25 protein-coding genes, 1 tRNA gene and 1 other RNA gene are annotated in these 25307 nt (G+C 61.2%); 12 read left to right on the plus strand and 15 right to left on the minus strand.

Annotated elements, in window-relative coordinates:
* Window positions 1–65: 65 nt before the first annotated feature.
* Entirely contained in the window at window positions 66–953 is an 888-nt protein-coding gene (locus ACX3VQ_RS03825; protein WP_462571447.1) for a TorF family putative porin, read from the minus strand.
* A gap of 267 nt (window positions 954–1220) precedes the next feature.
* On the opposite strand from ACX3VQ_RS03825, the gene ACX3VQ_RS03830 reads away from it, so the two are divergent.
* Together ACX3VQ_RS03830 and ACX3VQ_RS03835 are read left to right on the plus strand one after the other, a co-directional pair.
* Entirely contained in the window at window positions 1221–2030 is an 810-nt protein-coding gene (locus ACX3VQ_RS03830) for a metallophosphoesterase family protein (protein WP_462571445.1), read from the plus strand.
* Window positions 2027–3337 carry a UDP-glucose dehydrogenase family protein gene (locus ACX3VQ_RS03835; protein WP_462579622.1) on the plus strand — a complete coding sequence of 437 codons (1311 nt, stop codon included), beginning with the start codon at window positions 2027–2029 and terminating at the stop codon, window positions 3335–3337. Before ACX3VQ_RS03830 ends, ACX3VQ_RS03835 begins: the two co-directional genes overlap by 4 nt.
* A gap of 29 nt (window positions 3338–3366) precedes the next feature.
* Here ACX3VQ_RS03835 and ACX3VQ_RS03840 read toward each other — a convergent pair whose 3' ends face one another.
* The 5 genes from ACX3VQ_RS03840 to ACX3VQ_RS03860 form a co-directional block, all read right to left on the minus strand.
* Window positions 3367–6663, minus strand: coding sequence for a S41 family peptidase (locus ACX3VQ_RS03840; protein ID WP_462579624.1), 3297 nt, complete (start codon window positions 6661–6663; stop codon window positions 3367–3369).
* A gap of 102 nt (window positions 6664–6765) precedes the next feature.
* Window positions 6766–7216, minus strand: an RNA gene (gene rnpB / locus ACX3VQ_RS03845) — RNase P RNA component class A.
* A 6-nt stretch (window positions 7217–7222) separates the two neighbouring features.
* Window positions 7223–7930 (minus strand): N-acetylmuramoyl-L-alanine amidase, encoded by a 708-nt coding sequence (locus ACX3VQ_RS03850; protein WP_462571440.1) that lies wholly within the window; start codon window positions 7928–7930, stop codon window positions 7223–7225.
* A 1-nt stretch (window position 7931) separates the two neighbouring features.
* On the minus strand, window positions 7932–8591 hold the full coding sequence (locus ACX3VQ_RS03855) for a histidine phosphotransferase family protein (protein ID WP_462571439.1): 660 nt from the start codon (window positions 8589–8591) through the stop codon (window positions 7932–7934).
* A gap of 140 nt (window positions 8592–8731) precedes the next feature.
* Complete coding sequence (locus ACX3VQ_RS03860) at window positions 8732–9127, minus strand: M67 family metallopeptidase (protein WP_462579625.1); 396 nt, start codon at window positions 9125–9127, stop codon at window positions 8732–8734.
* A gap of 158 nt (window positions 9128–9285) precedes the next feature.
* Between ACX3VQ_RS03860 and ACX3VQ_RS03865 the strand changes: the two genes are divergently transcribed.
* The 3 genes from ACX3VQ_RS03865 (at window position 9286) to ACX3VQ_RS03875 (ending at window position 11684) form a co-directional block, all read left to right on the plus strand.
* Window positions 9286–10230 carry an RluA family pseudouridine synthase gene (locus ACX3VQ_RS03865; protein WP_462579626.1) on the plus strand — a complete coding sequence of 315 codons (945 nt, stop codon included), beginning with the start codon at window positions 9286–9288 and terminating at the stop codon, window positions 10228–10230.
* A gap of 123 nt (window positions 10231–10353) precedes the next feature.
* Window positions 10354–11259, plus strand: a complete 906-nt coding sequence (gene rpoH / locus ACX3VQ_RS03870) for an RNA polymerase sigma factor RpoH (RefSeq protein WP_462579628.1) — start codon at window positions 10354–10356, stop codon at window positions 11257–11259.
* A gap of 68 nt (window positions 11260–11327) precedes the next feature.
* Window positions 11328–11684, plus strand: coding sequence for an endonuclease domain-containing protein (locus tag ACX3VQ_RS03875; protein WP_462579631.1), 357 nt, complete (start codon window positions 11328–11330; stop codon window positions 11682–11684).
* A 70-nt stretch (window positions 11685–11754) separates the two neighbouring features.
* Here the strand turns inward: ACX3VQ_RS03875 and ACX3VQ_RS03880 are convergent, their stop codons facing one another.
* Window positions 11755–13089: an amidohydrolase gene (locus tag ACX3VQ_RS03880; protein WP_462579632.1), complete on the minus strand. Its 1335-nt coding sequence runs from the start codon at window positions 13087–13089 to the stop codon at window positions 11755–11757.
* A 112-nt stretch (window positions 13090–13201) separates the two neighbouring features.
* Between ACX3VQ_RS03880 and mtgA the strand changes: the two genes are divergently transcribed.
* Both mtgA and ACX3VQ_RS03890 read left to right on the plus strand, forming a co-directional pair.
* A complete protein-coding gene (mtgA, locus tag ACX3VQ_RS03885) occupies window positions 13202–13942 on the plus strand; it encodes a monofunctional biosynthetic peptidoglycan transglycosylase (protein WP_462579633.1) in 741 nt (246 codons plus the stop codon).
* A 5-nt stretch (window positions 13943–13947) separates the two neighbouring features.
* On the plus strand, window positions 13948–14865 hold the full coding sequence (locus tag ACX3VQ_RS03890; protein WP_462580680.1) for a cation diffusion facilitator family transporter: 918 nt from the start codon (window positions 13948–13950) through the stop codon (window positions 14863–14865).
* A 17-nt stretch (window positions 14866–14882) separates the two neighbouring features.
* On the opposite strand, the gene ACX3VQ_RS03895 is transcribed toward ACX3VQ_RS03890, so the two are convergent.
* From ACX3VQ_RS03895 to ACX3VQ_RS03910, 4 genes are read right to left on the minus strand one after another with little or no spacing between them, the layout of a single operon-like run.
* The gene (locus ACX3VQ_RS03895) at window positions 14883–15284 is read right to left on the minus strand and encodes a hypothetical protein (RefSeq protein ID WP_462579634.1); all 402 of its coding nucleotides are present in this window, start codon (window positions 15282–15284) and stop codon (window positions 14883–14885) included.
* Window positions 15271–15486, minus strand: a complete 216-nt coding sequence (locus ACX3VQ_RS03900; RefSeq protein WP_462571429.1) for a GDCCVxC domain-containing (seleno)protein — start codon at window positions 15484–15486, stop codon at window positions 15271–15273. The genes ACX3VQ_RS03895 and ACX3VQ_RS03900 overlap by 14 nt, the downstream gene beginning before the upstream one ends.
* The gene (locus ACX3VQ_RS03905) at window positions 15483–15797 is read right to left on the minus strand and encodes a heavy-metal-associated domain-containing protein (RefSeq protein WP_462579635.1); all 315 of its coding nucleotides are present in this window, start codon (window positions 15795–15797) and stop codon (window positions 15483–15485) included. The genes ACX3VQ_RS03900 and ACX3VQ_RS03905 overlap by 4 nt, the downstream gene beginning before the upstream one ends.
* A 14-nt stretch (window positions 15798–15811) precedes the next feature.
* Window positions 15812–16669, minus strand: a complete 858-nt coding sequence (locus ACX3VQ_RS03910) for a transporter family protein (protein ID WP_462579637.1) — start codon at window positions 16667–16669, stop codon at window positions 15812–15814.
* Window positions 16670–16792: 123 nt separating this feature from the next.
* On the opposite strand from ACX3VQ_RS03910, the gene ACX3VQ_RS03915 reads away from it, so the two are divergent.
* Window positions 16793–17194, plus strand: a complete 402-nt coding sequence (locus ACX3VQ_RS03915) for a MerR family transcriptional regulator (RefSeq protein WP_462579639.1) — start codon at window positions 16793–16795, stop codon at window positions 17192–17194.
* Between the two features lie 46 nt (window positions 17195–17240).
* Here ACX3VQ_RS03915 and clpX read toward each other — a convergent pair whose 3' ends face one another.
* Complete coding sequence (clpX, locus tag ACX3VQ_RS03920; protein ID WP_462571425.1) at window positions 17241–18515, minus strand: ATP-dependent Clp protease ATP-binding subunit ClpX; 1275 nt, start codon at window positions 18513–18515, stop codon at window positions 17241–17243.
* 172 nt (window positions 18516–18687) lie between these two features.
* Window positions 18688–19386, minus strand: coding sequence for an ATP-dependent Clp protease proteolytic subunit (locus tag ACX3VQ_RS03925; RefSeq protein WP_462571424.1), 699 nt, complete (start codon window positions 19384–19386; stop codon window positions 18688–18690).
* Between the two features lie 132 nt (window positions 19387–19518).
* Between ACX3VQ_RS03925 and ACX3VQ_RS03930 the strand changes: the two genes are divergently transcribed.
* On the plus strand, window positions 19519–21045 hold the full coding sequence (locus ACX3VQ_RS03930; protein WP_462579641.1) for an amidase: 1527 nt from the start codon (window positions 19519–19521) through the stop codon (window positions 21043–21045).
* A 23-nt stretch (window positions 21046–21068) separates the two neighbouring features.
* Here the strand turns inward: ACX3VQ_RS03930 and tig are convergent, their stop codons facing one another.
* Both tig and ACX3VQ_RS03940 read right to left on the minus strand, forming a co-directional pair.
* Window positions 21069–22688 (minus strand): trigger factor, encoded by a 1620-nt coding sequence (gene tig / locus ACX3VQ_RS03935; protein WP_462579643.1) that lies wholly within the window; start codon window positions 22686–22688, stop codon window positions 21069–21071.
* Window positions 22689–22748: 60 nt separating this feature from the next.
* Window positions 22749–22833, minus strand: a tRNA-Leu gene (locus tag ACX3VQ_RS03940).
* 130 nt (window positions 22834–22963) lie between these two features.
* On the opposite strand from ACX3VQ_RS03940, the gene ACX3VQ_RS03945 reads away from it, so the two are divergent.
* The 3 genes from ACX3VQ_RS03945 to ACX3VQ_RS03955 are packed head-to-tail and all read left to right on the plus strand — an operon-like array spanning window position 22964 to window position 25270.
* Entirely contained in the window at window positions 22964–23248 is a 285-nt protein-coding gene (locus ACX3VQ_RS03945; RefSeq protein ID WP_462579645.1) for a DUF3297 family protein, read from the plus strand.
* Between the two features lie 51 nt (window positions 23249–23299).
* The gene (der, locus tag ACX3VQ_RS03950) at window positions 23300–24727 is read left to right on the plus strand and encodes a ribosome biogenesis GTPase Der (RefSeq protein WP_462579646.1); all 1428 of its coding nucleotides are present in this window, start codon (window positions 23300–23302) and stop codon (window positions 24725–24727) included.
* A gap of 6 nt (window positions 24728–24733) precedes the next feature.
* Window positions 24734–25270 carry a DUF2721 domain-containing protein gene (locus ACX3VQ_RS03955; RefSeq protein ID WP_462579648.1) on the plus strand — a complete coding sequence of 179 codons (537 nt, stop codon included), beginning with the start codon at window positions 24734–24736 and terminating at the stop codon, window positions 25268–25270.
* The last annotated feature ends 37 nt before the right edge of the window (window positions 25271–25307 follow it).

Below are 25307 nucleotides of genomic sequence, written 5' to 3' on the forward strand. Positions count from 1 at the left end.
GTAAATCGCCTGCGCCCTTCTCTGGCAATCAGCCGCGACAGCCAAGCCGCGCTGGAATTGACCGATTAGAAGCTCGCCGAAAGCGTTGCCACCACCGTGTCATCGGTAAAGCCGTCAATGCTTGGCCCTTCGACACCGATATACGATACGCCAATCGAGAAGGCGCCTACTTCCGCCGAAGCGCCAATTGACCAGTCAAACCCGGTATCATCAAGCGCGCCAGCCAGCAGCGGGGGCGCCAGCACGCCATCGGTGTAACCGAGATGCGCGGCCAGCGTCAGCGGAGTGCCGGGCAGGCCTGCCTCAAGGTCGGTATAGACATACAGATTGTCCTCATCGCCAAGCGAAGACTGGTCCCACGCATAGGCGACGCCAACCGTGGCAGACGCCGGGCCGATCGAGAAACCGAGCGAGGCATAAGGCTCCCAGTAGTTGACGTTGAAATCGTCGACCAGGGCATCACCATCGGTCGGGTACATGTAGTAAAGCAGGCCGATATCGAAGGAGACGCCTTCGGCCAGGTTACCACCCCAACCGGCGTAGAGATCAAGCTCCAGCTGGCCAAATGCGCTGCCGCCGTCGATCGACGACCCCCAGGTGCCAACATAAAACCCGCTCGAATGCGAAATATCGAAACCACCCTGGATGGCCGGATCACCGCCAGAAAGCGAGACACCGCGGAAGCGGTAATCGGTCACCAGGGCGACATTTGCCGACAGTGTGATGTCGCTTTCCGCGCCGATCTTGCTGGCTGCTTCAACATCGATCTCGGCCAAGGCGCGATCAAGATCGATAGCGGACTCGGAGTCAACGATTTCGAAGGAAATATTGGAATTGGCCGCAACCGGATCATAAGATTCGATATCGATGGTTTCGGCCAGAGCCGGCGCTGCTGAAAGAGCAAGACCGGTAGCAAAGCTTGCAGCAGTAAGGCCGCGAATGGACGTGAGCATGACAACTTCCTTGTGTTGTGTTTTTGCTTCGTCCCACCTGCGTATCCGCCGGTTACCTCTTCAAACGGGCAATCTCATCCGGAAACGCAATAATCGTGCATGTTTTTGCTGCATTGCACAAGACAAATTGCGCAAGTTTCCCCGAAGCTGGTCAAGTGTGGATTTTTGGCACCAGTGCGGACATGCTGTGCCACTTCCCACCACTCGGTTGCCGATCACGCGCGCCTCGCCTAAGGCCCTGAAGCGCGACAAGATTGCAACTGGACCATGATTCTAGCCCCCTTCGACAAATTCTTCCGCCGCAGCCAGGAGCGTGCATCGAACCCGCGCGTGCCGGGTGGGGAACGATATTATGTGGTCGGCGATATCCATGGGCGGCTCGACCTGTTCGACAGGCTGATCACCGCAATCGAAGAAGATGATTCGGCCAATCCGCCTGCCACCACCCGCATCGTGCTGCTGGGTGATCTGATTGACCGCGGGCCTGACAGCGCCGGGGTAATCAAACGCGCGCGCAAGTGGCAAAAGGCCCGCGAAGTGCGCATCCTGGCTGGCAACCACGAAGAGATGTTTCTCGAATCCTTTGCCGATCCGGAAGTTCTGCGCCATTTCCTCAAGCACGGCGGGCGCGAGACGATCCTGAGCTATGGCCTGCCGCGCAAGGAATATCGCCAGTTGTCGCTCGAAGAATTGTTCGAGCGCCTGCAGGGCCTGGTTCCTGGCAAGGATCGCGATTTCGTGGCCGCATTCGAAAACATGATTGTGGCTGGCGACTATGCCTTCGTGCACGCCGGCATCGATCCGCACTTGCCGCTCGACGAGCAGCGCCGCAGCGACCTCTTGTGGATTCGCGAACGCTTCCTGCGCCACAAGGGGCCATTGCCAAAGGTGATAGTCCACGGACACACCATCTTCGACGAAGTCGAATACAAACGCCAACGTATCGGTATCGACACCGGTGCGTTTCGCAGCGGCATTCTGACCGCGCTGGTGCTCGAAGGCAGCCAGCGGCGCACCATCCAGGCGGTCGAAAAGGAAAGCTGCATAAAGATCAAGCACAAGGAACTCACTTCATGAAGATCGCAATGGTGGGATCGGGCTATGTCGGCCTGGTCTCAGGCGCATGTTTCGCCGATTTCGGCCATGACGTCGTTTGCATCGACAAGGATCAGGGCAAGATCGATCGCCTGCATCAGGGCGTGATGCCGATATACGAGCCGGGGCTCGATGCGCTGGTCGAAAGCAATGTGAAGGCAGGACGGCTCAGCTTCACCACCGATCTCGCCGAAGGAATCAAGGGCGCCAGCGCGATCTTCATCGCCGTGGGCACGCCGAGCCGCCGGGGCGATGGCCATGCGGACCTTTCCTTCGTTTATGCCGTCGCCGAGGAAGTGGGCGCCAGCCTTGCCAATGACGCAGTGGTGGTCACCAAGTCGACCGTGCCCGTGGGCACCGGCGACGAAGTGGAGCGCATCATCCGGGCCAGCGGGACGAGCCACAAGGTCGCGGTCGTCTCCAATCCCGAATTCCTGCGCGAAGGCGCGGCAATCGGCGATTTCAAGCGGCCCGACCGGATCGTGATCGGCGCGGAGGAAGATTTCGGGCGCGAGGTGATGCGCGAGGTCTATCGCCCGCTGTTCCTCAACGAATCGCCGATCCTGTTCGTAAACCGGCGTTCGAGCGAGCTGATCAAATATGCCGCCAACGCCTTCCTCGCGACCAAGATCACCTTCATCAATGAAATGGCCGATCTGTGCGAAAAGGTCGGCGGCAATGTGCAGGATGTTGCCCGCGGAATCGGGATGGACGGCCGCATCGGCGCCAAGTTTCTCAATGCTGGCCCGGGTTATGGCGGCTCGTGCTTTCCCAAGGACACGCTCGCCCTGCTCAAGACCGCTGAAGACTATGACAGCCCGGTGCGCATCGTCGAGGCGGTGGTCAAGGCCAATGAAAGCCGCAAGCGGGCGATGGGCCGCAAGGTGATTGACGCGCTGGGCGGTGCCAATGCCGCGCGCGGCAAGAAGGTTGCCCTGCTCGGCCTCACCTTCAAGCCGAACACTGACGACATGCGCGATTCGCCCGCAATCGCGATCGCACAGACGCTGGCCGATGCCGGGGTCAGCGTTGCAGCCTACGATCCAGAGGGCATGGAACAGGCGCGCCCGCTAATGCCCGATGTCTCCATGTGCAGCAGCCCCTATGCCGCGATCGAAGGCGCCGATGCGGTGGTGATCGTAACCGAGTGGGACGCCTTCCGGGCGCTTGACCTTGAACGGGTCAAATCGCTCGCCAAAACGCCGTTGCTCGTGGATCTGCGGAATATCTACAAACCTGAAGATATGCGCGCTGCAGGCTTTACATATGAAAGCATTGGCCGCGGTTAATTCCGCCCGACATTGCGCCACAGCCGCCCTCACTGCCCCAGTTCGACCGGATCCGGGGGCGCAGGGTGCTGCGCCGGGGGATTTTCTGCGAGCTGCTGCAACACCACCGCAATCGCCGCCTCGAGCTGAGTATCGCGCCCCTGCTCCAGCGCGATCTGGTCAAGCTCAACCCTGATATCCGGTGCAACGCCTTCGTTCTCGATGGAGAAACGTCCGTTCGGATCGTAGAACCGGAAGAACGGCACGGTCAGGAAACCGCCGTCAATCAGGTCAGGATTGGCGCTGATCCCGATCAGCCCGCCCCAGGTGCGAGTACCGATCAGCGTGCCGATGCCCGATTGCCGGAAGGCATAGGGCATCCAGTCACCGCCCGAACCCGCGTCCTGATCGATCAGCATCACCTTGGGGCCCCAAATTCCGCCACCCGGCGTGGACCAGGTCAGCCCTTCGCGATCCTTCCAGCCTGACAGAAACTTGCGATTCAAAACGTCGATCACGTAATTCGCCGCCTGCCCGCCGCCATTTGCCCGCTCATCCAGGATCAGCGCCTGCTTGTCGGTCTGGGCGAAATACATACGGTTGAAGAAGGTGTAACCGGCATCGGCGGTATTGGGCATGTAGACATAGGCCACCTTGCCGCCGGTTGCCTGTTCGACACGCTCGCGATTGCCGTCGATCCAGGCCCACAACCGCAGCTGTCCCTCATCACGGATCGGTTCAACCACCGAAGTTCGCCCGGTGCCGCCAGGTGTGGCTGAAACGGTCAGCGCCACCTGCCCACCGGCAGAGCCGGACAAGGCAGCATAAATATTGTCATCCGGGCCAAGCTCGCGCCCATTGATCGCGAGGATATAGTCCCCTTCCTTCACATCGACACCCGGCGCGGCTAGCGGAGCCGCCTGGAACGGGTTCCAGCGCCCGCCGGCAAAGATTCGCTTGATCCGGTATCGCCCGTTCTCGATTGCAAGGTCGGCGCCGAGCAGGCCCGGCCGGGCAGAGGAATTGTCATAGACATCGCCGCCGCCCACACGGTTGTGCCCGACCTGCATTTCGGCAATCATCTCGACCAGCAGCTCGTTCAGATCCTCGCGCCGCCCGACATGCGCCAACAGCGGTTCGTAGCGGGCGCGCACCGCATCCCAATCGAGCCCATGCATGTTCTCGGCATAGAAATATGCCTTTTCCATGCGCCACACGTCGCCGAATATCTGCTTCCATTCAGCAGCGGGATCGACCAGCATCCGCAAGCCGGACAGATCGACCGGCTCGGGCTCGAGCTTTTCGCCAGCTTTGGCGGTGAGCAGAGTCTCGTCGTGCTTCTGGATCAGCAGATTTTCGCCCGCCGCATCGGTGGATACCGCGACCACGCCGCTCAGCAGATTATTCGTTTCCCGTTCTTCGAAATCGAAGCGCAACAGGGTGGAATCTTCCTGCCCGCTTTCCGGGCCAGCGGTGATGCCGGGTTGCACCGATTCAACCAGATAGAGCGCACCATCCTTACCCGTCGCGATGCCCGAATAGGCCGCTTCACGAACCGGCAGTGCAACAATGCGGTCAGCGATCCCGGCGGGGGCTACTGCGACAGCCTTGTCATCGCCCTTGTCGCCCTTGCCGCCGCTGTCGCCCTTGTCCCCCTTGTCTTTCTTGTCCTTGCCGTTGCCCTCGTCCTTTTCGGGAGCTTCCTCATTGGCGAGCACCGGCCCCAGCGGGTTCTTGCCGTCTGCTTCCAGCACGGCGGCATAGATGCCCGCGCGATAGGGCCGCTCCTGCGTCGTCATGTCGAGACCCGCGAATTGCGATCCGGCATTGGTGGAGGCTGCGAAGAACAGCAATTTGCCGTCCTTCGAGAAGGTGGGCGAGGAAATATCGGCGAAATCGCCGGTCACTGGATATCTGCGCCGCTCGGCCAGATCATAAAGCTCCAGCGAAGCATTATTCGCCGCCCCGCGAGTGGTATAGGCCACCCAGCGACCCTTGGGCGAGATCGCCGCATCGAAATCGCCGTTGCGGCGGTCGCTTGTGGCGATCTGCCATGAATTGCCGCTGGCCAAGTCAAGCGCGTGAAGCGTCAGCCTGTTGGAAGCATAAACGATGTGCTTGCCATCCCCGCCCCATTCGACCAGCTGATAGAAATCTCCGCCCAGCTCAATCCGGCGCGGCGCTTCGATGCCGCTCTGATCCTCGATCACCAGCGCCTGCCCGCTGCCATTGTCGGTGATATAGGCCAGCTTCTGCCCGTCATTCGACCAGATGCCGGTATAATCGCGCACCGCTGCGCTGTTCGAGATATTGCGGGTCGATCCCTTGTCGGTCGGCACAGTGAACAGCTCGCCACGCGCAGTCACTGCGACACGCTTGGCCGAAGGTGAAAGAGCAACGCTGGTCACATTGCCGCTAACGTCTTTCCAGCCGGGCTGGCGCTGCGGCAAATCGGCGTTGAGCGTGATCTTGAGCTGCGACACCGCACCGCTGGCCGGATCGAGCCGCTTGAGCTCGCCGCCCGCCTCATAGACGATTTCGCCGCCATGTGCGCCGAACTGGCGAATATCCCACACCGTTTCGTTCGAAACGCGCACCAGCGTGCCATCTGCCGGATCGAAGCGGAATATGTTGAACACCTTGCCGTCACGATCGGAAAGGAAATAGAGCTTTCCATCCATCCATTCCGGATCGAATTCGGTGGTGCGATCGCCGGGAATGGTGGAGGCTGTGCCGCCCGCGAAATCGATCAGCTGGATCGAAGGGCTGCTTCCGCCGCGATAGCCGCGCCAGCCAGAACTGCCGCCAGCCAGCCCGTTATAGGCCATCCAGCCGGGAACATTGGCAAAGATCCGCCCGGTTTCGTCATAACTGCCTGATGCGACGCGCGCTTCGGAAACCTTCTTCGGCAGGCCGCCATCAAGCGCGACGTGGTAAAGCTGGCCGGCGCGGCCCGCGCGGCGCTCACGCGCAGAAACCATCGCCACCGCCTTGCCGCCGGGCGCCCAGTCCACCGCCAGGTCATTGCCCGGATGCCAGGTCAGCCGCTTGGGCGGGCCGCCATTCGCGCTGATCACGAACACATCGTCATTGCCATCGATATTGGCGGTGAAGGCGATCATGCTGCCGTCGGGCGAGAAGATCGGATCGCGCTCGTCCGCCGGATGCGATGTGAGCCGGCGCGGGTTGCTGCCGTCGCGATTGGCGATCCAGATATCGCCCGCATAGGCGAAGGCAAGGGCGTTGTCCGACACTGCCGGATCGCGCAACAACCGCGTCTCTGCATGGGCCTGGGTGGACATGATGCTGCCGGCCAGCAGTGCGGCGGCAAACCAGCGAATGGTCATAGTTTTCTCCCTGTTTCTTAGCTGCACATTGCCCGTCCCTGCAAGGAAATGCCAGTGCCTGGCAACTTCGTTTGTCGAAAGATAACAACGTTCGCGGAAAGAAATGCCAGGGGGCCTGTAAGCCGGGTTCTGTCCTGCAGGCGGTATGCCCCTCGATTATCTCGGGAACACCAGCCCCGCAGGGGCAGCCATTCGTCTAGGCCATGGATCGCTCCATGGCTCAAGCAGCCAACCCGGGCCTCTCGGGGCGAAACGCCCCTGCTGCGTTACAGCGCGAGGCCCCTATTTGGCCTTGCTCCGGGTGGGGTTTGCCATGCGGGCGCTGTTGCCAGAACCCCGGTGCGCTCTTGCCGCACCCTTTCACCCTTGCCTGTGAGGTTTCCCTCCATCGGCGGTATACTCTCTGTGGCACTTTCCCTCGGCTTCGCGCCCCGAAAGGCGCTCGCCGGGCGGGCGTTACCCGCCACCCTTGTTTCGTGGAGCCCGGACTTTCCTCGGCCTTCTTCCCGCTCATCCTGAGCTTGTCGAAGGACGCGGCTGCCCGGCCCCCTGGCACGGCCTATCTAGTCGCTCCGCGGTCGCGATCCAAGAGCAATTGAAACAGAATCGCCCGCACCTGGCCGTCGATCTGGCCGTCGATCCTCCCAGGCCGCCAGCGGCGCTGAAAAGCCTCCACCGCCTTGTGCCCGTCGGTAATGTCATAGCCGAACCGTTCGAGCGCAAGATAGAACGCCCCGTCATTGTCGAACGGATCGCCCAGTTCGAGCTTTTCCGGCTTGGGCAGGCATAGGCCGTATCCGGCCAACCGGTCCCACGGGAACAGCTCGCCCGGATCGGTCTTGCGCGCGGGCGCGACATCCGAATGGCCGACAACATTGGCGCGCGGGATATCGTAATGTTTCACGATCCAGTGCAGCAGCGGAACCAGCGCCTCGATCTGGGCATCGGCAAATTCGCGATAGCCCAAGGCGTGGCCCGGATGGTCAAGCTCGATCCCGATGCTGGCCGAATTCACATCCTTGTGCCCGCGCCAATATGATGCGCCGGCATGCCAGGCGCGCTTCTCTTCCGGCACCAGGCGGGTCACCTGCCCTTCCTCGCTGATGAGATAGTGTGCGCTGACCTGCGCGGTGGGATCGCACAGCCTTTGCAGCGCGGTCTCGACCGGCTTCATCTCGGTATAATGCAACACCACCATGCTCACCGGCAGGCTGCGCTCGTTGAAATTGGGCGACAGCTGTTCGCGGTGGACCAGCTCGCTATCCATCTCAGCCAATCATCCCGTGCGGCTGCGGCAACACCGCCCCCATCACCAGCGCATCCTCGCTGCGCTTGTATTGCAGCCCGCCGCCAATCTCTTCGGCCAGGGTTGCGATCATATGAGCAGCGGCAGTGCGGCTGGAAAGCTCGCCCGGCGCCAAATCGCCTTGCAGCGCGCGCCCGATGGTTTCGTCAAAGGCGATGCGGTCACCGCTTGCGCGCACCACGATCTCGTAATTGCCGTCATGCAGTTCAGCCCCGATATCAAGCGTGCCGCCGCGGATAAGGGCGTCGAGCCCGATCTGCGCCAGGTTGAGCATCACCTTCACCGCGGGTTTGGGCAGGCTGGTATCGGAGATCGCCCAGTTGACCGTCACCCCGCGTGCTTCGCTCACCAACGTGTCGATCACGCTCTGCGCCTCTTCAACCGGCACCGCATCGCCGAATCCGCCCGCCGCACCAAATGCAAGGCGGAAGAACTTGAGCTTGCCGGTGCTGATCCGCGCGCTCTGTTCGAGCAATTCGATGCAGCGCGCCCGCATCTGCGGATCTTTTTCGTCGGCCAGCAGCTCAAGCCCGTTCGAAAGCGCACCGACGGGCGAAAGCATGTCATGGCACAGGCGCGAGCACATCAGCGCGGCGAGTTCTGTAGCGGATGTGGAATTCATGGAACGGCTTCAATTCCTGCAGGATGGAACACTTGGAACACAGTCCTAAGGATAAAAAACCCGGCTCGCCAGTCACGGATCGACCGATTGCCCCGAAAAGCTGCCAAAGATTGTGCTTGAACCCGCTGCATTGGGGCAAATTATGCCCGAACGGCCTGGTAGGAAAGCGCGAGAAACCCATCGGACGCATCCTGCCAGAACATCACGCTGTCATGCCCGATGATCGCCCAGACCAATCCATCGCCCGCTGCCATTGCGCGATCAGTGGCGGATGGCTCAGGCGGACCGGAGGGATGCGAATGGTAATAGCCGATCACTTGCGGGCCGCCGCCGCGCGCGCTGCGGTGGGCATCGATCAGCGCCTGCGGGTCGATCTCGAAATGTGTCTCGGGCGAAGGGTGGACATTGGCGGCTGGCATTGCCTCGCTGATCCGGCCGGCTTTGCCCAGCAGGATACCGCAGCATTCGCGCGGGTGGACGGCGCGGGAAGCACCAATCAGTTGGGAAATAACTGATTTTCCGATGAACAGCTCCATTCACCCTCTCTATCCGTTCGCCCTGAGCTTGTCGAAACCATGGTCTTACCTTGCCTTTTTCGTCATTCCCGCGAAAGCGGGAATCCATGGATCGCGCGCAATTTATCTGGACCCCCGCCTTTGCGGGGATGACGAACGAACGGGGCTGAGCGAGCATAGTGGACGGACACGCCACCATCACCGGCACTATCACGACCTCCGATCGCCTTGACAAGGCGCTGGCCGAGGTAACCGAGCTTTCGCGCGCGCGCATCCAGGCGCTGATTGCCGCAGGCCAGGTCGAAGTGGAGGGCCAGCCCGCCACCAGCGCCAAGATCAAGGTGGCCGCTGGCGCACGGTTCGCCATCCATGTCCCGCCCGCTGTGGCAGCAGAGGCACAGCCGCAGGATATCCCGCTCAATATCGTTTACGAGGATGAGCACCTGATCGTGATCGACAAGCCTGCGGGCATGGTGGTCCATCCGGCAGCAGGTAACCCGGACCGCACGCTGGTCAATGCCTTGCTCCATCACTGTCAGGGGCAGCTCTCGGGTATCGGCGGGGTGGCGCGCCCCGGCATCGTCCACCGCATCGACAAGGACACATCGGGCCTGCTGGTCGTGGCCAAAAGCGACAAGGCGCATGAAGGGCTGGCGCGCCAGTTCAAGGACCATTCGATCGAGCGGCGCTATCTGGCGGTCTGCGCGGGCCATCCCAGCCCGCCCGAAGGCACGATTGCCACGCGAATCGGTAGATCGGATGCAAACCGCAAGAAAATGACCGTGCTCGACAAGAATTCCTCGCGCGGCAAACACGCGGTGACGCACTATAAAACCATCAGAAGGCTGCATTCCGCCGCGCTGATCGAATGCCGGCTTGAAACCGGGCGAACCCACCAGGTGCGCGTTCACTGCGCGTCAATCGGTCATGCACTATTAGGAGACCCGTTATATGGACGCACTCCAAACGATTTACGGCCTGTTCTCAAGGAATTGGGCTTTGAACGGCAGGCACTGCATGCGGCAGTGCTGGGATTCGAGCATCCGGTGAGCGGCGAATGGCTCGAATTCCGGTCGGAATTGCCCGCCGATATGCAGGAACTAATCGGCCGAACCGCTCGTTGAAATCGATGAAACGCACTGCAAATCGCTGCAAAAGCGTTTATATGTAATTGAGTAGCCCGCACCAGCGGATGCCCATCAGGGGTCCGGTAACGACGGGTTGACGCAAGAAAGGTTAGGGAAGAAGTGAGCAACAAGACTACCCCGTCGGTCCCGGCGCTCAGCGGTGAGCAGAGCCTCAACCGCTATCTCGCCGAGATCAAGAAGTTTCCCGTGCTTACGGCCGAGCAGGAATACATGCTGGCCAAGCGCTATGCCGAACATGACGATCCCGAGGCGGCTGCCCAGCTGGTGACCAGCCATTTGCGGCTCGTGGCCAAGATCGCGATGGGCTATCGCGGCTATGGCCTGCCGGTCAGCGATCTCATTTCCGAAGGCAATGTGGGGCTGATGCAGGGCGTGAAGAAGTTCGAGCCCGATCGCGGCTTCCGCCTGGCCACCTATGCCATGTGGTGGATCAAGGCGAGTATCCAGGAATTCATCCTGCGCAGCTGGTCGCTTGTCAAAATGGGCACCACCGCCGCTCAGAAGAAGCTGTTTTTCAACCTGCGCCGGATGAAGAAACAGCTCGAAGCTTACGAGGATACCGATCTTTCTCCGGAAGACGTGACCAAGATCGCCACCGATCTGGGCGTGCCTGAGCAAGAAGTGATCAATATGAACCGCCGGATGATGATGGGCGGTGATGGTTCGCTCAACGTGCCGATGCGCGGCGGCGAGGAAGGCTCGGGCGAATGGCAGGATTGGCTTACCGATGACCGTCCGCTGCAGGACGAGACGGTGGCCGATGCCGAAGAGGCGCAGATGCGCCATGAAATGCTGGCCGACGCGATGGATGCGCTCAACGAGCGTGAGAAGCATATCCTGACCGAACGCCGCCTAACAGAGAACCCGCAGACGCTCGAAGAACTGTCGCAGGTTTACGATGTCAGCCGCGAACGCATCCGCCAGATCGAAGTGCGCGCGTTCGAGAAGCTGCAAAAGGCGATGCAGCGCATCGCGGGCGAAAGGCTGCTGCCGGGAGTGGTTTGATCGAGCGATCCTCCCCGTGAGCTTGCTCATGGGGAGGTGGCAGCAACGCAGTTGCTGACGGAGGGGCTGTGGCTCGACAGACGACAAAGCGAAAAGTCCGCCAAGCCAAGGCGTTGCGGCGCAACATGACTTTGCCTGAAGTCCTGATGTGGCGCGAGCTAAGGCAGTCTGACCTGAAATTTCGCAGACAACATCCCATTGGCCCATATATAGTGGACTTCTATTGCGCGGCCGCGAAGCTTGCTATCGAAGTAGACGGTATTGCTCATGATATGGGCGCAATGCCCTGCAAGGACGCAGCGCGTGATGAAGCAATCCAAAGCCGCGGAATAAAAACTGTTCGTATCTCGGCGAACGAAATACTTTCATCCCCGACATCTAGCGCTGAAGCTATTCTGGCAGTTTGCAGGGAAAGGCTGAATTAGCCCCTCCACCACTCGTTTCACGAGCGGTCCCCCTCCCCATTGCCCTGCAACGGGGAGGATCTGATCTGCACTACTCCGCCCCGGCCAGATCCAGCACTGCCGCGATCATCGCGCGGGTGCCGGTGGTGACCGATTCCTTCGGCGCGATCTTGAACAGCGGTGAGTGATGGCTGGGCACCGGCGGTCCGCCATTGGCCGCCGCATCAAACGCGGCTTGCGGGGTTCCGCCAACCGCGAAGTAATATCCCGGCACGCCCAAGTCCTCGGTCACGAAGAAGGCGAAATCTTCCGCGCCCATGTTCTGCTGCGCGAAGGGCGGTACCGCCGCCTCGCCGAAGGTTTCCTTCATCACCGCGTTGAGCCGCCGTGCCAGCGCCGGATCATTATAGGTCACCGGCGTGCCTTCAGTCACCGTAACCTTTGGCAGCATATCCTCGGGCAGGCCGTGCGCACGCCCGACATTGACCGCGATTCGTTCGATCGCCGCCAGCGTTTTGGCGCGCACCTTCTCGTCATTGGCGCGCACCGTCAGCTGCAGGTCAGCCCGGTCGGAGATGATGTTGTGCTTGGTGCCCGCATGGAACGCCCCCACGGTGATCACCACCGGATCGAGTGGCATGGTTTCGCGGCTCACGATCGATTGCAGCGCATTCACGATCTGCGCGCCGATATAGACCGGGTCGCGCCCCGAATGCGGGCTGGCGCCATGTGCGCCGATCCCGGGCACCATGATGTCGACCGAATCCGCACTCGAATACTGGATGCCTTCGGATGCCGTGACCATTCCGGTGGGCAGCACGGAGGCGACATGGAAGGCAAGCGCATAATCCGGCTTGCCGAACCGCTGATAGAGCCCGTCCGCGATCATCGCACGCGCCCCGCCCACGCGCTCTTCGGCCGGCTGGACCACGAACATCAGCGTGCCGCTCCACTGGTCCTTCATCGCCATCAGGCGGCGCGCGGTTCCCACCATCGAGGTGATGTGCACATCGTGCCCGCAGGCATGCATGACCGGATATTCCTGCCCGTCCTGGCCCACCTGGGTTGCGGTCGAGGCATATTCGAGGCCCGATTTCTCCACCACCGGCAGCCCGTCCATATCGGCGCGCAGCAGGATCAGCGGCCCCTCGCCGTTCCTGAGCATGCCGACAACGCCGGTGCCGCCCACGCCCTCGGTCACTTCCAGCCCCGCCGCGCGCAGCTCCGCCGCCATGCGCGCAGAGGTGTTCGTCTCAAGGAAGGAGAGCTCCGGGTTCATGTGAAAATGCACGAACAGCTCGTCAAGATAGGCCTCGTAATCAGCGTCGACCGCAGCCGCGACCTCGTCTGTGTTCGCCAAGGCCGGGCTTGCCGCCAGCATTGCACCCACACTTGCGGCCAGCATCAATTTGCGCATCGAAATCATCGAATCCCTCCTGTGATCCCCACTTGCCCAATCCAAGCAGCTTCGCACTGGCCGTGCAAGCGCGCATCACCGATTGCGCAAGTCGTGCAGGCGCATTAATCGGCAGGGCTCTATGCGTTTCGCTTTCTTCCCCGCTGTCCGCGATGGCTTCGCCAACCTTCGGCGCGCGCCCGGCCGCACGCTCGCGCGCTGGCTGGCCAAGACTATCGTGTGGTTCATCGGGATCAGCCTGGCGCTGGTGCTGCTTTACAAATGGGTGCCGGTGCCGATCACCGCGACCATGCTGCTCGACGACAAGGTGTGGGAAAACGGGCTGAGCAAGGATTGGGAGTCGCTTTCAAACATCGACCGCAATCTGGTGAGCGCGGTGATCGCTGGTGAGGATGGCAAGTTCTGCAGCCATAACGGTTTCGATGCCGAAGCGATTGCCACGGCCGCTGCCCGCAATTTGCAGGGCGGGCGTATCCGCGGCGGCTCGACCATCTCCCAGCAAACCGCCAAGAACGTGTTCCTGTGGCAAGGTGGCGGCTATTTCCGCAAGGGACTTGAGGCCTGGTTTGCCTTCCTGATCGAGCAGGTGTGGGGCAAGCGGCGGATCATGGAGGTCTATCTCAACGTCGCCGAAACGGGAATTGGCACTTACGGTGCCGAAGCCGGGGCGCAGCGCTATTTCGGGCATTCCGCTGCCCGCCTGACCCGCGACAAGGCCGCGCGCATGGCGGCCGTCCTGCCCCAGCCGAAGAAGCGCGCGGTGATCGCCCCTTCGGGCTTTACCCGCCGTTACGGCAATACGATCGCTGCCCGTATGGGTGCAGTGCGGCGTGACGGGCTCGACGCCTGCGTCTATGAGTGACCGCGATGGGGCCGGGACACCAGCATGATCACGCCAACGCGCATGGCCACGGCCATGCTCCGCCCGATTTCGGGCGGGCATTTGCGGTGGGCGTGGTGCTCAACACGGCATTTGTCATCATCGAAGCGACCTATGGCATCCTGTCAGGATCGATGGCGCTGGTGGCCGATGCCGGCCACAACCTGTCCGACGTTCTGGCGCTGATGCTGGCCTGGGGCGCGAGCGTGGCCGCGAAAAAACCGGCTTCCCCGCGTTATACCTATGGCTTCAAGAGCTCGACCATCATGGCCGCGCTCGCCAATGCCATGCTGCTGGCTCTGGCAATCGGCGCGATCCTGTTCGAAACGATCAACCGCCTGGTCGACCCGGCGCCGGTGGAAGGCATGACCTTGGTGGTGGTGGCCGGGATCGGGATCGCGATCAACACTGCCACCGCGCTAATGTTCATGCGCGGCCGCAAGAGCGACCTCAACATTCGCGGTGCCTTCCTGCATATGGCCGCTGACGCGCTGGTATCGCTGGGCGTAGTGCTGGCGGGCCTGGCGATCCTCTTGACCGGTGAAATGTGGATCGACCCCGTCACCAGCCTGGTGATCGTGGCGGTAATTGGCTGGGGCACCTGGGGCCTGGCGAGAGACAGCATCAAGCTGGGCCTGCATGCTGTGCCTGAGAATATCGACGACACCGCAGTGCGCCTGCACCTCGCCAGTCAGGACGGCGTCGAAACGATCCACGATCTCCACATCTGGCCAATGAGCACAACAGAGACCGCGCTGACCGTGCATCTGGTGATGCCCGGCGGCCATCCGGGCGATGACTTTCTCAACGATGTCGCACACGGTCTTGCGTGCAATTTCGGCATCGGTCACGTGACCGTGCAGATCGAGAATTCACGCAAATGCGCCACGCCCGGCTGCTGTTGAAAGCGCGGCGCTACGATTCAAAGAAATCCCAGCCATTGCGCCAGCGGCAACAGGGCATAAGCCGCAAACAGGCTGATCAGCCAGATTGCAAAGGCAATTGTTAAAAGCCGCCGGTTCCAGCGATCGGCAGTGTTGCAGGCACGCGCCAGTTCGGGATCGGCGGGGCAGGCACGCCCCGGCCTGAATAGTGCCCAGGCCGCCGCCAGCATGATCAGCGCAGTGATCGCAAAGGTCCATTCCTTGTGCAGGCCAAGGAAGGTGAGGAATGGAGAATTGCCATAGAGCGACGCCACCGCCCCGCCCAGGCCCAGGAAAACCAGAACGATGGGGATGACGCAGCATATCAGCGTGGTGGTGCTGGTCAGCAATACCAGCCAGCCCCATCTGCGCGGCGTGGGCATCGCATCAGGCGCGGGCATCACTGCATCCCTTTTCGGCCTGGATCGGCGGGCACGGCACGTCGCCAAAAGAGCAGAACACGCAGCAATCACCCGCCAGTGGCTTGAGCCGGGCGTGGCAGCCCTCGCATTCATAGAAGAAGCGGCAGGCATCGGTCGGCATGGTCTCGCCGCGGGTATGGCCGCATTGCGGGCAGGTGATGGTCGAATGCAGCACGGTCACACCGGGCAGGATCCGCGCTTTGCCTTGCCGCGATATGTAAAGCCCTTGCCCTTGAACAGTTTGGCAAGAGTGGCATCGGAAATGTCCGCCTTGCTCTCATCGGCGCATAGCGTGATTGTGCCCTCCTCAAGATTTGCCGACACCGCGCTTACACCCTTGATTTTTTTCAGCGCTTTTTCCGATGTTGCGACGCAAAACGGGCAGGTGATGCCATCGATCCGCAGGACATATTGCGCTTCCTGCGCCAATGCGGGGGCAGCGGGCAGCGCCAGGGCCAGCACTACAATCGGCAGAGTGAATTTCGGTCTCATGTCGGCGATCTCCTTCAGATATTGGCTCGCACACCAAACCGCAGCACGAAGTCCTGACTGAAGTTCGATTGATCGAGGCTTTGGGTTACGGGAATTTGCAAGGCCGCCTCGGCCATCCAGCGGCGCTGCGAATATTGCAGCACAGGGGATACAAAGAGCCGCTCGCCAGCGGTCCCGGGTATCGGAGCTCCCGCCAGGCGGCTGCGGCGCTGATCGAGATAGTTTAGCTCCACCCCGCCAAACAGGAACCCCCGCGTTCCGGCATTGATCGCGGCAGGCAACAGCCTTTTCTGCACTGAAAGATCGGCGCGAAATACATCACCCTGCGCCTGCAATCCGGCTTCGCGGTTTTCCTGCCAGGCCAGTTGCGCGTCGAGGTTCCAGTCGATCGAAGCAATCGATCCGACCACCCCGCCCACCAGATCGAGCGAACCTGAGCCCGGCTGCAAACCGGGCGGCAATTGCCCGTATTCGTCAGCGGCCGAATCCTTACCTGTCGGCAATTCCACTCCCACAAACGGAGCCAGGCGCAAGGTCTGGCCATTCCGGTCACGCTGAATCAGGGTATAGCGGGCAAAGGCGCGCACATCGCCAAAACCCGCGACTGACCTTTTGTCTGCGAATGCGGCGTGCAACTCCCGATCGGCCCACGGCACCGCCACAAACAGCGCCAGATCGGGGGTTAAACCATATCCCCCCACGGTTTCGAGGGTGCGCTCTTCCAACCGGTCGCTGCCCCGATCGGCCTCTGCCACGATAATCTGCTGGCGCACCACGACATGGCCCTCGCTCACCGGAAGGGCAGTATTGAACGTGGCCGGCGCCGCATCGGCCTGCGTGGGCACCAGCACCATGAGCAATGCCGCCGCCACGCAAGATCGGGCACGGTGCAATCCGGTTTGTGCTGGCAATCCGATTCTCCTGTTTTGCAGTGCCTACAGGGCGTATACATGCTGTAGCCGCTACAGGATCAAGCGATAAATCGAGGCAGTCTTATGACGGAAATTCAACATACTATCGGATCAGTTTCGCGTGAGAGCGGCGTGCATATCGAAACGATCCGCTATTATGAACGGATTGGATTGATACCCCGGCAACAGCGCAGCAACAGTGGCAGGCGCATCTATGACCCCCAAGACAGGCAGCGATTGAGCTTTATCCGTCGCTGCCGCGAACTGGGTTTCTCGCTCGACGACATACGCTCGCTGCTCGATCTTGCAGGCTCGAATGATCGCATCTGTCAGGAGGTCAAGGATTTGACCGAGGCACATCTCGCATCGGTGCGCTCGCGCCTGTCCGACCTCAAACGGATGGAAGCCTCGCTCAAGGCGCTGTCGCAAAGCTGCGAAGGTGGCGGATCGCCGGATTGCCCGATATTGGCGCGGCTATTCGTTTGAAGCCGGGGCAACAGGTGCCTTGGGGTCAGGCACCCAAGTCGGTGACCTAGGCCGCCGCTTCCTTACCGCCTTTCTTGGCATCGCCGTTGACAACGTGGATCGGATCCTTGCGGCCCTCTACCACGTCCTTGTCGATCACAATCTCGCTGACGTTCTCCATGTCGGGCAAGTCAAACATTGTGTCGAGCAATATGCCCTCCACGATCGAGCGCAGGCCGCGCGCACCGGTCTTGCGCAGGATGGCTTTCTCGGCAATTGCCTGCAGCGCTTCGGCGGTGAAAGTCAGCTCGACATCCTCAAGCTCGAACAGCTTGTGATACTGCTTGACCAGCGCGTTCTTCGGCTCTTGCAGGATGGTGACCAGCGCATCGACATCAAGATCATGCAGCGTGGCGATAACCGGCAGACGGCCGACGAATTCGGGAATCAGGCCGAACTTGAGCAGATCTTCCGGCTCGCTCTTTTCCAGCAGCTCGCCCACGCGGCGCTTGTCAGGATCGGCGACGTGCGCGCCGAACCCGATCGAGCGCTTCTGCAAGCGGTCGGCGATGATCTTGTCGAGCCCGGCAAACGCCCCGCCGCAGATAAACAGGATATTGGTGGTGTCGACCTGCAGGAATTCTTGCTGCGGATGCTTGCGCCCGCCCTGCGGCGGCACAGAGGCGGTGGTGCCTTCCATCAGCTTGAGCAGCGCCTGCTGCACGCCCTCGCCCGAAACATCGCGCGTGATCGAAGGGTTTTCGGCCTTGCGGGTGATCTTGTCGATCTCGTCGATATAGACGATCCCTTGCTGCGCCTTTTCGACGTTGTAATCCGATGCCTGGAGCAGCTTGAGAATGATGTTCTCCACGTCCTCGCCAACATAGCCAGCTTCGGTCAGCGTGGTGGCATCGGCCATGGTGAAAGGCACATCGAAGGTGCGCGCCAGCGTCTGTGCCAGCAGCGTCTTGCCCGATCCGGTCGGGCCGACCAGCAGGATGTTCGATTTGGCCAGCTCTACATCATTGCCCTTGCCGCTGTGCTTGAGCCGTTTGTAGTGATTGTGCACCGCCACCGAAAGCACGCGCTTGGCGCGGTCCTGCCCGATAACATAATCGTTGAGCGTGCCGAAAATCTCTGAAGGGGTGGGAACATCGCCTTCCTTGCGGCCAGCGACACCTGCCTTGGTTTCCTCGCGGATGATGTCATTGCACAGCTCGACGCATTCATCGCAGATGAACACGGTGGGGCCCGCAATCAGCTTGCGCACTTCATGCTGCGACTTGCCGCAGAAGCTGCAATACAGGGTACTCTTACTATCAGTTCCGCTCAATTTGGTCATTTCCTAAGCTTCCTGAACCCCGAAACCGAGGGGATTCGGCGACTCTATAGCCGCATAATCGTGAATCAACCTATAGCGCGCACATTTCACCGGGTGGCCTGACAAATCCGCGCAAATAAGTGGCTTTCTGGCCCTTGATGTCCCGTGAAGGGGCAAAAAATACCGGATATCCTTACTCGGGCGCGCCGCCCGAACCCTCTGCATCGCTATCGGAATCGCCTTCCGGGCGGGTTTCGAACACTTTATCGACGATCCCGAATTTCAGCGCTTCGTCTGCTTCAAGGAAGGTGTCGCGATCCATCGCCTTCTCGATATCTTCGAGGCTCCGGCCAGTGTAATTGACGTAAAGATCGTTCATGCGCGCCTTGATGCGCAGGATTTCCTTGGCCTGGATCTCGATATCGGACGCCATGCCGCGCGCACCGCCCGATGGCTGGTGCACCATGATCCGCGCATTGGGCAGCGCGATTCGCATGCCCGGCTCGCCCGCTGCAAGCAGGAAGCTGCCCATGCTGGCGGCCTGGCCGATGCACACGGTCGACACGCGCGGCTTGATGTATTGCATGGTGTCATGGATTGCCATGCCGGCCGTCACCACTCCGCCGGGCGAGTTGATATACATGCTGATCGGCTTGGATGGATTCTCGCTTTCGAGAAACAGCAACTGCGCCACTATCAGCGATGCCATATTGTCTTCGACCTGACCGGTGACAAACACGATGCGCTCGCGCAGCAACCGGCTGAAGATGTCGAAGCTGCGTTCGCCGCGGCTGGTCTGCTCGACAACCACCGGCACCAGCGCCCCGGTTACCGGGTCACGGGTGAATTGGTCTTGGCTGGCGTAACCGCCGGTGCCGAACAGATCGATCATGGAACATTCCTTGTGCATTTGGTTGAGCGCCTATTTCGGATGCGCAGCGCATATGTTCAAGGGCATTAACCCTTGCTCGCCAAAATGCATGTGGAACTTGCAAGTTTGGCCGCGCGTGGCAGTGTAGGCGGTATGAAGAAATACGCACAATTTGCGGCTGCCGCTGCCATCGCATTCGCCGCGCCTGCCCACTCCAGCAACGACCCGCAGACAGTCGAACTCGAATTCACCGGGGAATTTGACGGCGCCGCGGGTGCGGAACTCTATCTCAAGCGGATCGAGGCTGTGGATGACGCGGGCCCGGCCATCAATGCAGTCATTGCCATGAATCCCGATGCGATGGGCGAAGCATTCAAGGCCAAGCAGGCGGGGCTGCCGCTCGCCGGGCGAACGGTGCTGGTCAAGGACAATATCGAAACGCGCGAATGGCCCACCACCGCCGGTTCGCTGGCGCTCAGGGACAATGCAACCGGCCGCGACGCGCCACTGATCGCCCGCCTGCGCACGGCGGGTGGCGTGATACTGGGCAAGACCAACCTTTCCGAATGGGCCAATATCCGCAGCAACAATTCGACCAGCGGGTGGAGCGCGATTGGCGGCCTCACCCGCAATCCGCATGCGACAGACCGAAATACCTGCGGCTCCTCTTCAGGAAGCGGGGCCGCGGTGGCGGCGGGCTTTGCCTGGACGGCGATCGGCACCGAAACCAATGGCTCGATTACCTGCCCGGCCAGCGTCAACGGCATCGTCGGATTCAAGCCCACGGTTGGCATGGTCAGTCGCACTCATGTGGTGCCGATCAGCGCGACTCAGGACACTGCCGGGCCGATGGCGCGCAGCGTCGAGGCTGCGGCGCAACTGCTCGGCGCGATGGCAGGCAGCGATCCGGCCGATCCGGCAACGGCCGAAGCGGATCGACATGCCACCGATTTTACCGCCGGGCTGGCTGACTATTCGCTTGAAGGCGTGCGGATAGGTGTGATGACCAGCCAGGTCGGTTCGCATCCGGGCGTCACGGCACTGTTCGAGCAGGCGAAAGCGGATCTGGAACGTGCTGGCGCAGAGCTGGTCCCGATCGAGTATGATTGGCCCGAGGGATTCTGGGAGCGCTCGCTCACGGTGCTGCTTTACGAATTGCAGCGCGATATGAACGCCTACCTCGGCACTCTTACCGATCCGGCTATGCCAGACACACTCGCCGATCTGGTCTCCTTCAACAGGGCCAATGCCGAAGCGGAAATGCGCTGGTTCGGGCAGGACCTGTTTGAACAAGCGCTCGAAACAACGGATGAAATTGCCTACCGGGAAGCGCTTGAGGCAATCCTCAAGGCAACCCGCGAAAACGGGATCGACCGCCTGATGGCGGAGCATGATGTGCAGTTCCTGATCGCGCCGACCACCGGCCCGGCGTGGTCGACCGATCTCGTCAATGGCGACAATTACGGTGGCGGTATCGGTGCGGGATCGCTTCCTGCGATCGCGGGCTATCCGCATCTGACCGTGCCGATGGGGGCGGTTGAGCGCCTGCCTGTGGGGCTCAGCATCTTTGCCGGCAAGTGGCAGGATCATGCCGTGCTGAAAGCCGGTGCGGCATATGAAAGGGCGCGAACAGCACCGCTGCCCGCGCCCTCATTCAGACCTTGGCAACCGGCAGAGTGATCCCCCGCCAGCCGCGCAGCTGATTACTTCTTGGCGGCCGTTTTGGCAGGAGCCTTCTTGGGCGCCGCTTTCTTGGGTGCAGCCTTTTCAGCGGCAGGCTTCTTAGCCGCGGCCGACTTGGCAGCGGGCGTCTTGTCAGCCGCCTTCTTTTCAGCTGCCGCCTTGGCCGGAGCCTTCTTGGCGGCAGGCTTTGCTTCCGCAGCCTTTTTGGCTGGCGCCTTCTTTTCAGCCGGCGCCTTGTCGTCGGCTTTCTTGGCCGGGGCCTTCTTCTTGGCTGCAACCTTCTTCTTCGCAGCCGGCTTCGGTTCGGCAGTTTCCTCGGCTTCGATGGCCGCTTCCAGCTCTTCCTGTGTCACTTCACGCTCGGTGATCTCGGCCTTGTCGAACAGGAAATCGACCACCTTGTCTTCATAGAGCGGCGCGCGCAATTGAGCAGCAGCCATCGGCTCCTGCTGGACATATTGCACGAAACGATCGCGATCTTCGGGGCGGTACTGTTGCGCCGCCTGCTGGATCAGCATGCTCATTTCCTGCGCCGTCACTTCGACGCCATTGGCCTGGCCGATTTCACTCAGCAACAGGCCCAAACGCACGCGGCGTTCGGCAATCGAGCGATATTCATCGCGTTCGTTCTGGATTTCCTTGAGCGCATCCTGCGGATTTTCCTCGCGCGAGGCTTCCTGCTGCAGCTGCGCCCAAATCTGTTCGAATTCGGCATTGACCATGCCCTGTGGCACTTCGAAGTCATGGCCAGCGGCCAGCGCGTCAAGCAGCTGACGTTTCATTTGCGTACGGGTGAGCCCGGCGGTTTGCTGTTCCAGCTGGCCGCGGACCAGTTCCTTGAGCTTGTCGAGGCTGTCGAGGCCCAGTGAGGTGGCGAAATCTTCATCCACCTTGGTTTCGGTTTCGACCTTCACCTGCTTCACAGTGATGTCGAATTCGGCTTCCTGGCCCTTGAGGTTTTCCGCCGGGTAATCGTCAGGGAAGGTGACCTTGATGGTTCTGGTATCGCCCGTTTTCACACCCACCAGTTGATCTTCGAAGCCGGGAATGAACTGGCCCGAACCGATCACCAGTGCTGCGTCCTCAGCCTTGCCGCCTTCGAATTCCTCGCCGTTCAGCTTGCCGACGAAATCGATGATAAGCTGGTCGCCTTCAGCCGCTTTCTTGTTCTTGGCGGCATCCTTGTAGCTCTTGTTCTGCCCGGCAATGCCCTGCAGCGCTTCATCCACCGTCTCATCAGCCACCGGGACAATCAGGCGCTCAAGCTTCAGGCCATCGAGCGAAGGTGCCTCGACCGTGGGCAGCACTTCAAGCTCGACCAGGATTTCCGCATCCTTGCCTTCTTCGTAACCTTCGCCAAGCTCGATTCTGGGCTGCATGGCGGGCCGCAGCGCCTTGTCCTTCATCAGCTGGTCGACCGATTCGCGGATCACATCGTTCACAGTCTGCGCGTGCAGCTGTTCCCCATGCATCTTCCTGACGAGATTCGCCGGGACCTTGCCTGGGCGAAAGCCCGGCATTTTCACTTGCGGCGCGATCTTCTTGATCTCGGCATCGATCTTGGCGGCGATATCGCCCGCCACGATGGTGAGCTGGTAGGCGCGCTTGAGCCCGTTGTTGGTGGTTTCCTTGATCTTCATGGGATTTAAACTGAAGCCTTTTCAACAATTTCGCTATAACATAGCTACGTCCGGGCGAACTGGTGCGGGCGAAGGGACTCGAACCCCCACATCTTGCGATACTGGTACCTAAAACCAGCGCGTCTACCAATTCCGCCACGCCCGCTAGCCCGAACGAAGCCGCGCGCGCAGAAACAGCCCGCAACGCGTGTAGGGGAGCGCCATTAGTCGTGCAGGCGCGAAAGGGCAAGCGGAAGCCGCTTGTTTGGTCGTCTCGACGCGACTAAGGGCCGCGCATGACTGAGAAACCCGCACAAGACACCCCGCCCAACCGCCTGTCGGTCAACCCGCGCAGTGAATATTTTGATGCCGACAAGCTGCAGCGCGGCATCGGCATTCGCTTCAAGGACCGGGTGCGGACCGACATCGAGGAATATTGCATTTCCGAGGGTTGGGTACGCGTTCAGGCCGGCAAGACGATGGACCGCAAGGGCAACCCGCTGACGATCAGGCTTAATGGTCCGGTCGAAGCCTGGTACGAAGACCTGGGCGAGAGCCCGCCGGTCGCAAAAAAGGGCTGATCTTGCGCTTGGCTTGCCAAGTGGCAGGTTAAGGGCCACTTGCAGGCGCACATGAAACCACAGGTCATCATTATCGGCCGCCCCAATGTCGGCAAGTCCACGCTGTTCAACCGGCTGGTGGGCAAGAAGCTTGCGCTGGTCGATGACCAGCCGGGGGTGACGCGCGACCGCCGCATGGGCAATGCCGAAGTGGCCGGCATGGCATTCACCGTGGTCGATACGGCAGGCTGGGAAGACGAGGATGCGGACTCGCTGCCCGGCCGGATGCGCGCGCAGACGGAGGTAAGCCTGGAAGGCGCGGATGCGGCGCTGTTCGTGATCGATGCGCGCGCTGGCATCACACCGCTTGACGAGGAAATCGCACGCTGGCTGCGCGAACAGGATATTCCCGTGGTGCTGGTGGCCAACAAGGCCGAAGGCAGGGCGGGCGAAGCGGGCGTATATGAAAGCTATTCGCTTGGCCTGGGCGAACCGGTTGCGCTTTCCGCCGAGCACGGCGAAGGGGTGGCGGACCTGTTTGGCGCGCTGTGGCCGATTATCGGCGAGAAGGCAGACGCTGCCGAGGCGGAAGCGGAGTTTGCAGCCAGCGAAGATGAGGATGCACCGCTTGGTCCACTCAAACTGGCCATCGTTGGCAGACCCAATGCGGGCAAGTCAACACTGATCAATCGCCTGCTGGGTCAAGAGCGGTTGCTGACCGGCCCGGAAGCCGGGATTACCCGCGATTCGATTGCGGTTGACTGGCAATGGACCGATCCGAAGAGCGGCGAGACGCGCGACGTCCGCCTGATCGACACTGCCGGTATGCGTAAGAAGCGCAATGTCGTCGAAAAGCTGGAGAAGCTCAGCGTCGCCGATGCCCGCCGCGCGGTCGATTTTGCCGAAGTGGTGGTGCTGCTGCTCGATGCGACGCAGGGGCTGGAGCATCAGGACCTCAAGATCGCCGACATGGTGTTGCAAGAAGGCCGCGCGCTGATGGTGGCGATCAACAAGTGGGACGTTGCTGGTCAGACTGGGCACGAAGACGCCTCAAAGCTGTTCAACGGCATTCGCGGCGCACTTGACGACGGATTGGCGCAGGTGCGCGGCCTGCCGCTGTTCGCCGTATCCGCCAAGACCGGCAAGGGCCTGGACGATATGCTGCGCGCGGCCTTTGAAATCCGCGACAGCTGGAGCAAACGCGTGCCAACCGCAGCGCTCAACCGCTGGTTTGACGATGCGCTGGAGGCCAATCCGCCGCCCGCGCCCGGTGGCCGCCGGATCAAGCTGCGTTATATCACCCAGGCCGGCACCCGGCCGCCGCGGTTCGTTATTTTCGGCACGCGGCTGGAATCCCTTCCCACAAGCTATGAACGCTATCTGGTGAATTCGATCCGCGCAAAGCTGGGCTTTGATGCTGTGCCGGTGCGGTTGCTGCTGCGAAGCCCCAAGAACCCTTTCAATGCCAACAAGGGCGGTGGCGGAAATTTCAGCGGGTAATGGGTGATGTTGTTCGATTTTCTCGCCAGTAACGTTAACCTTGCCGTGGAACTGCTCGAACGCACATCCAGCACTGTGCGCGTGCAGGAAATCGTGCGCCTCAGCCTCGCCCCAGCCTTCCTGCTCGCGGGCATCGGCGCGATCATGAACGTAATGATGAGCCGACTGATCTGGGTGGCGGAACGGATCGAGCGGCTTGAGGCTCGCACAAAGAGAAAACGGAACCCGCGCGCCACGCGCGAACTCGCCTGGCTCGAGCGACGCCGCCAGCTGGCCCAGCGTGCAGTGGTATTCTCGACCTCGGCAGCGCTGATTATCTGCGTGGTGATAGCGCTGCTGTTCATCAGTGCTTTCATCAAGCCGCAGATCGGAACGCTGACTGCAGTGTCCTGGATCATGACCATGGCTCTGCTGATCACCGCACTGGTGCATTTCGTGCTCGAAACGCTGGTCGCGGCGCGCGGCCACGATGCGCGGGCAGAGGCCGAAGCCGCTCAAGAATGCGAGCCCACGACCGGCGCGGTTGATCAAGGGCAAGAATAAGGGGCGAAGCGCACGGCGCCCCGCCCCAAAATTCCGA

This window comes from Altererythrobacter chaiwopuensis, assembly GCF_054957735.1.

Coding starts and splice junctions, on each gene's coding strand:
- ACX3VQ_RS03825 (WP_462571447.1), bottom strand. CDS start 953: ATGCTCACGTCCATTCGCGGCCTTACTGCTGCAAGCTTTGCTACCGGT.
- ACX3VQ_RS03830 (WP_462571445.1), top strand. CDS start 1,221: ATGATTCTAGCCCCCTTCGACAAATTCTTCCGCCGCAGCCAGGAGCGT.
- ACX3VQ_RS03835 (WP_462579622.1), top strand. CDS start 2,027: ATGAAGATCGCAATGGTGGGATCGGGCTATGTCGGCCTGGTCTCAGGC.
- ACX3VQ_RS03840 (WP_462579624.1), bottom strand. CDS start 6,663: ATGACCATTCGCTGGTTTGCCGCCGCACTGCTGGCCGGCAGCATCATG.
- ACX3VQ_RS03850 (WP_462571440.1), bottom strand. CDS start 7,930: ATGGATAGCGAGCTGGTCCACCGCGAACAGCTGTCGCCCAATTTCAAC.
- ACX3VQ_RS03855 (WP_462571439.1), bottom strand. CDS start 8,591: ATGAATTCCACATCCGCTACAGAACTCGCCGCGCTGATGTGCTCGCGC.
- ACX3VQ_RS03860 (WP_462579625.1), bottom strand. CDS start 9,127: ATGGAGCTGTTCATCGGAAAATCAGTTATTTCCCAACTGATTGGTGCT.
- ACX3VQ_RS03880 (WP_462579632.1), bottom strand. CDS start 13,089: ATGATTTCGATGCGCAAATTGATGCTGGCCGCAAGTGTGGGTGCAATG.
- mtgA (WP_462579633.1), top strand. CDS start 13,202: ATGCGTTTCGCTTTCTTCCCCGCTGTCCGCGATGGCTTCGCCAACCTT.
- ACX3VQ_RS03890 (WP_462580680.1), top strand. CDS start 13,948: ATGGGGCCGGGACACCAGCATGATCACGCCAACGCGCATGGCCACGGC.
- ACX3VQ_RS03895 (WP_462579634.1), bottom strand. CDS start 15,284: ATGCCCGCGCCTGATGCGATGCCCACGCCGCGCAGATGGGGCTGGCTG.
- ACX3VQ_RS03905 (WP_462579635.1), bottom strand. CDS start 15,797: ATGAGACCGAAATTCACTCTGCCGATTGTAGTGCTGGCCCTGGCGCTG.
- ACX3VQ_RS03915 (WP_462579639.1), top strand. CDS start 16,793: ATGACGGAAATTCAACATACTATCGGATCAGTTTCGCGTGAGAGCGGC.
- clpX (WP_462571425.1), bottom strand. CDS start 18,515: ATGACCAAATTGAGCGGAACTGATAGTAAGAGTACCCTGTATTGCAGC.
- ACX3VQ_RS03925 (WP_462571424.1), bottom strand. CDS start 19,386: ATGATCGATCTGTTCGGCACCGGCGGTTACGCCAGCCAAGACCAATTC.
- ACX3VQ_RS03930 (WP_462579641.1), top strand. CDS start 19,519: ATGAAGAAATACGCACAATTTGCGGCTGCCGCTGCCATCGCATTCGCC.
- tig (WP_462579643.1), bottom strand. CDS start 22,688: ATGAAGATCAAGGAAACCACCAACAACGGGCTCAAGCGCGCCTACCAG.
- ACX3VQ_RS03945 (WP_462579645.1), top strand. CDS start 22,964: ATGACTGAGAAACCCGCACAAGACACCCCGCCCAACCGCCTGTCGGTC.
- der (WP_462579646.1), top strand. CDS start 23,300: ATGAAACCACAGGTCATCATTATCGGCCGCCCCAATGTCGGCAAGTCC.
- ACX3VQ_RS03955 (WP_462579648.1), top strand. CDS start 24,734: ATGTTGTTCGATTTTCTCGCCAGTAACGTTAACCTTGCCGTGGAACTG.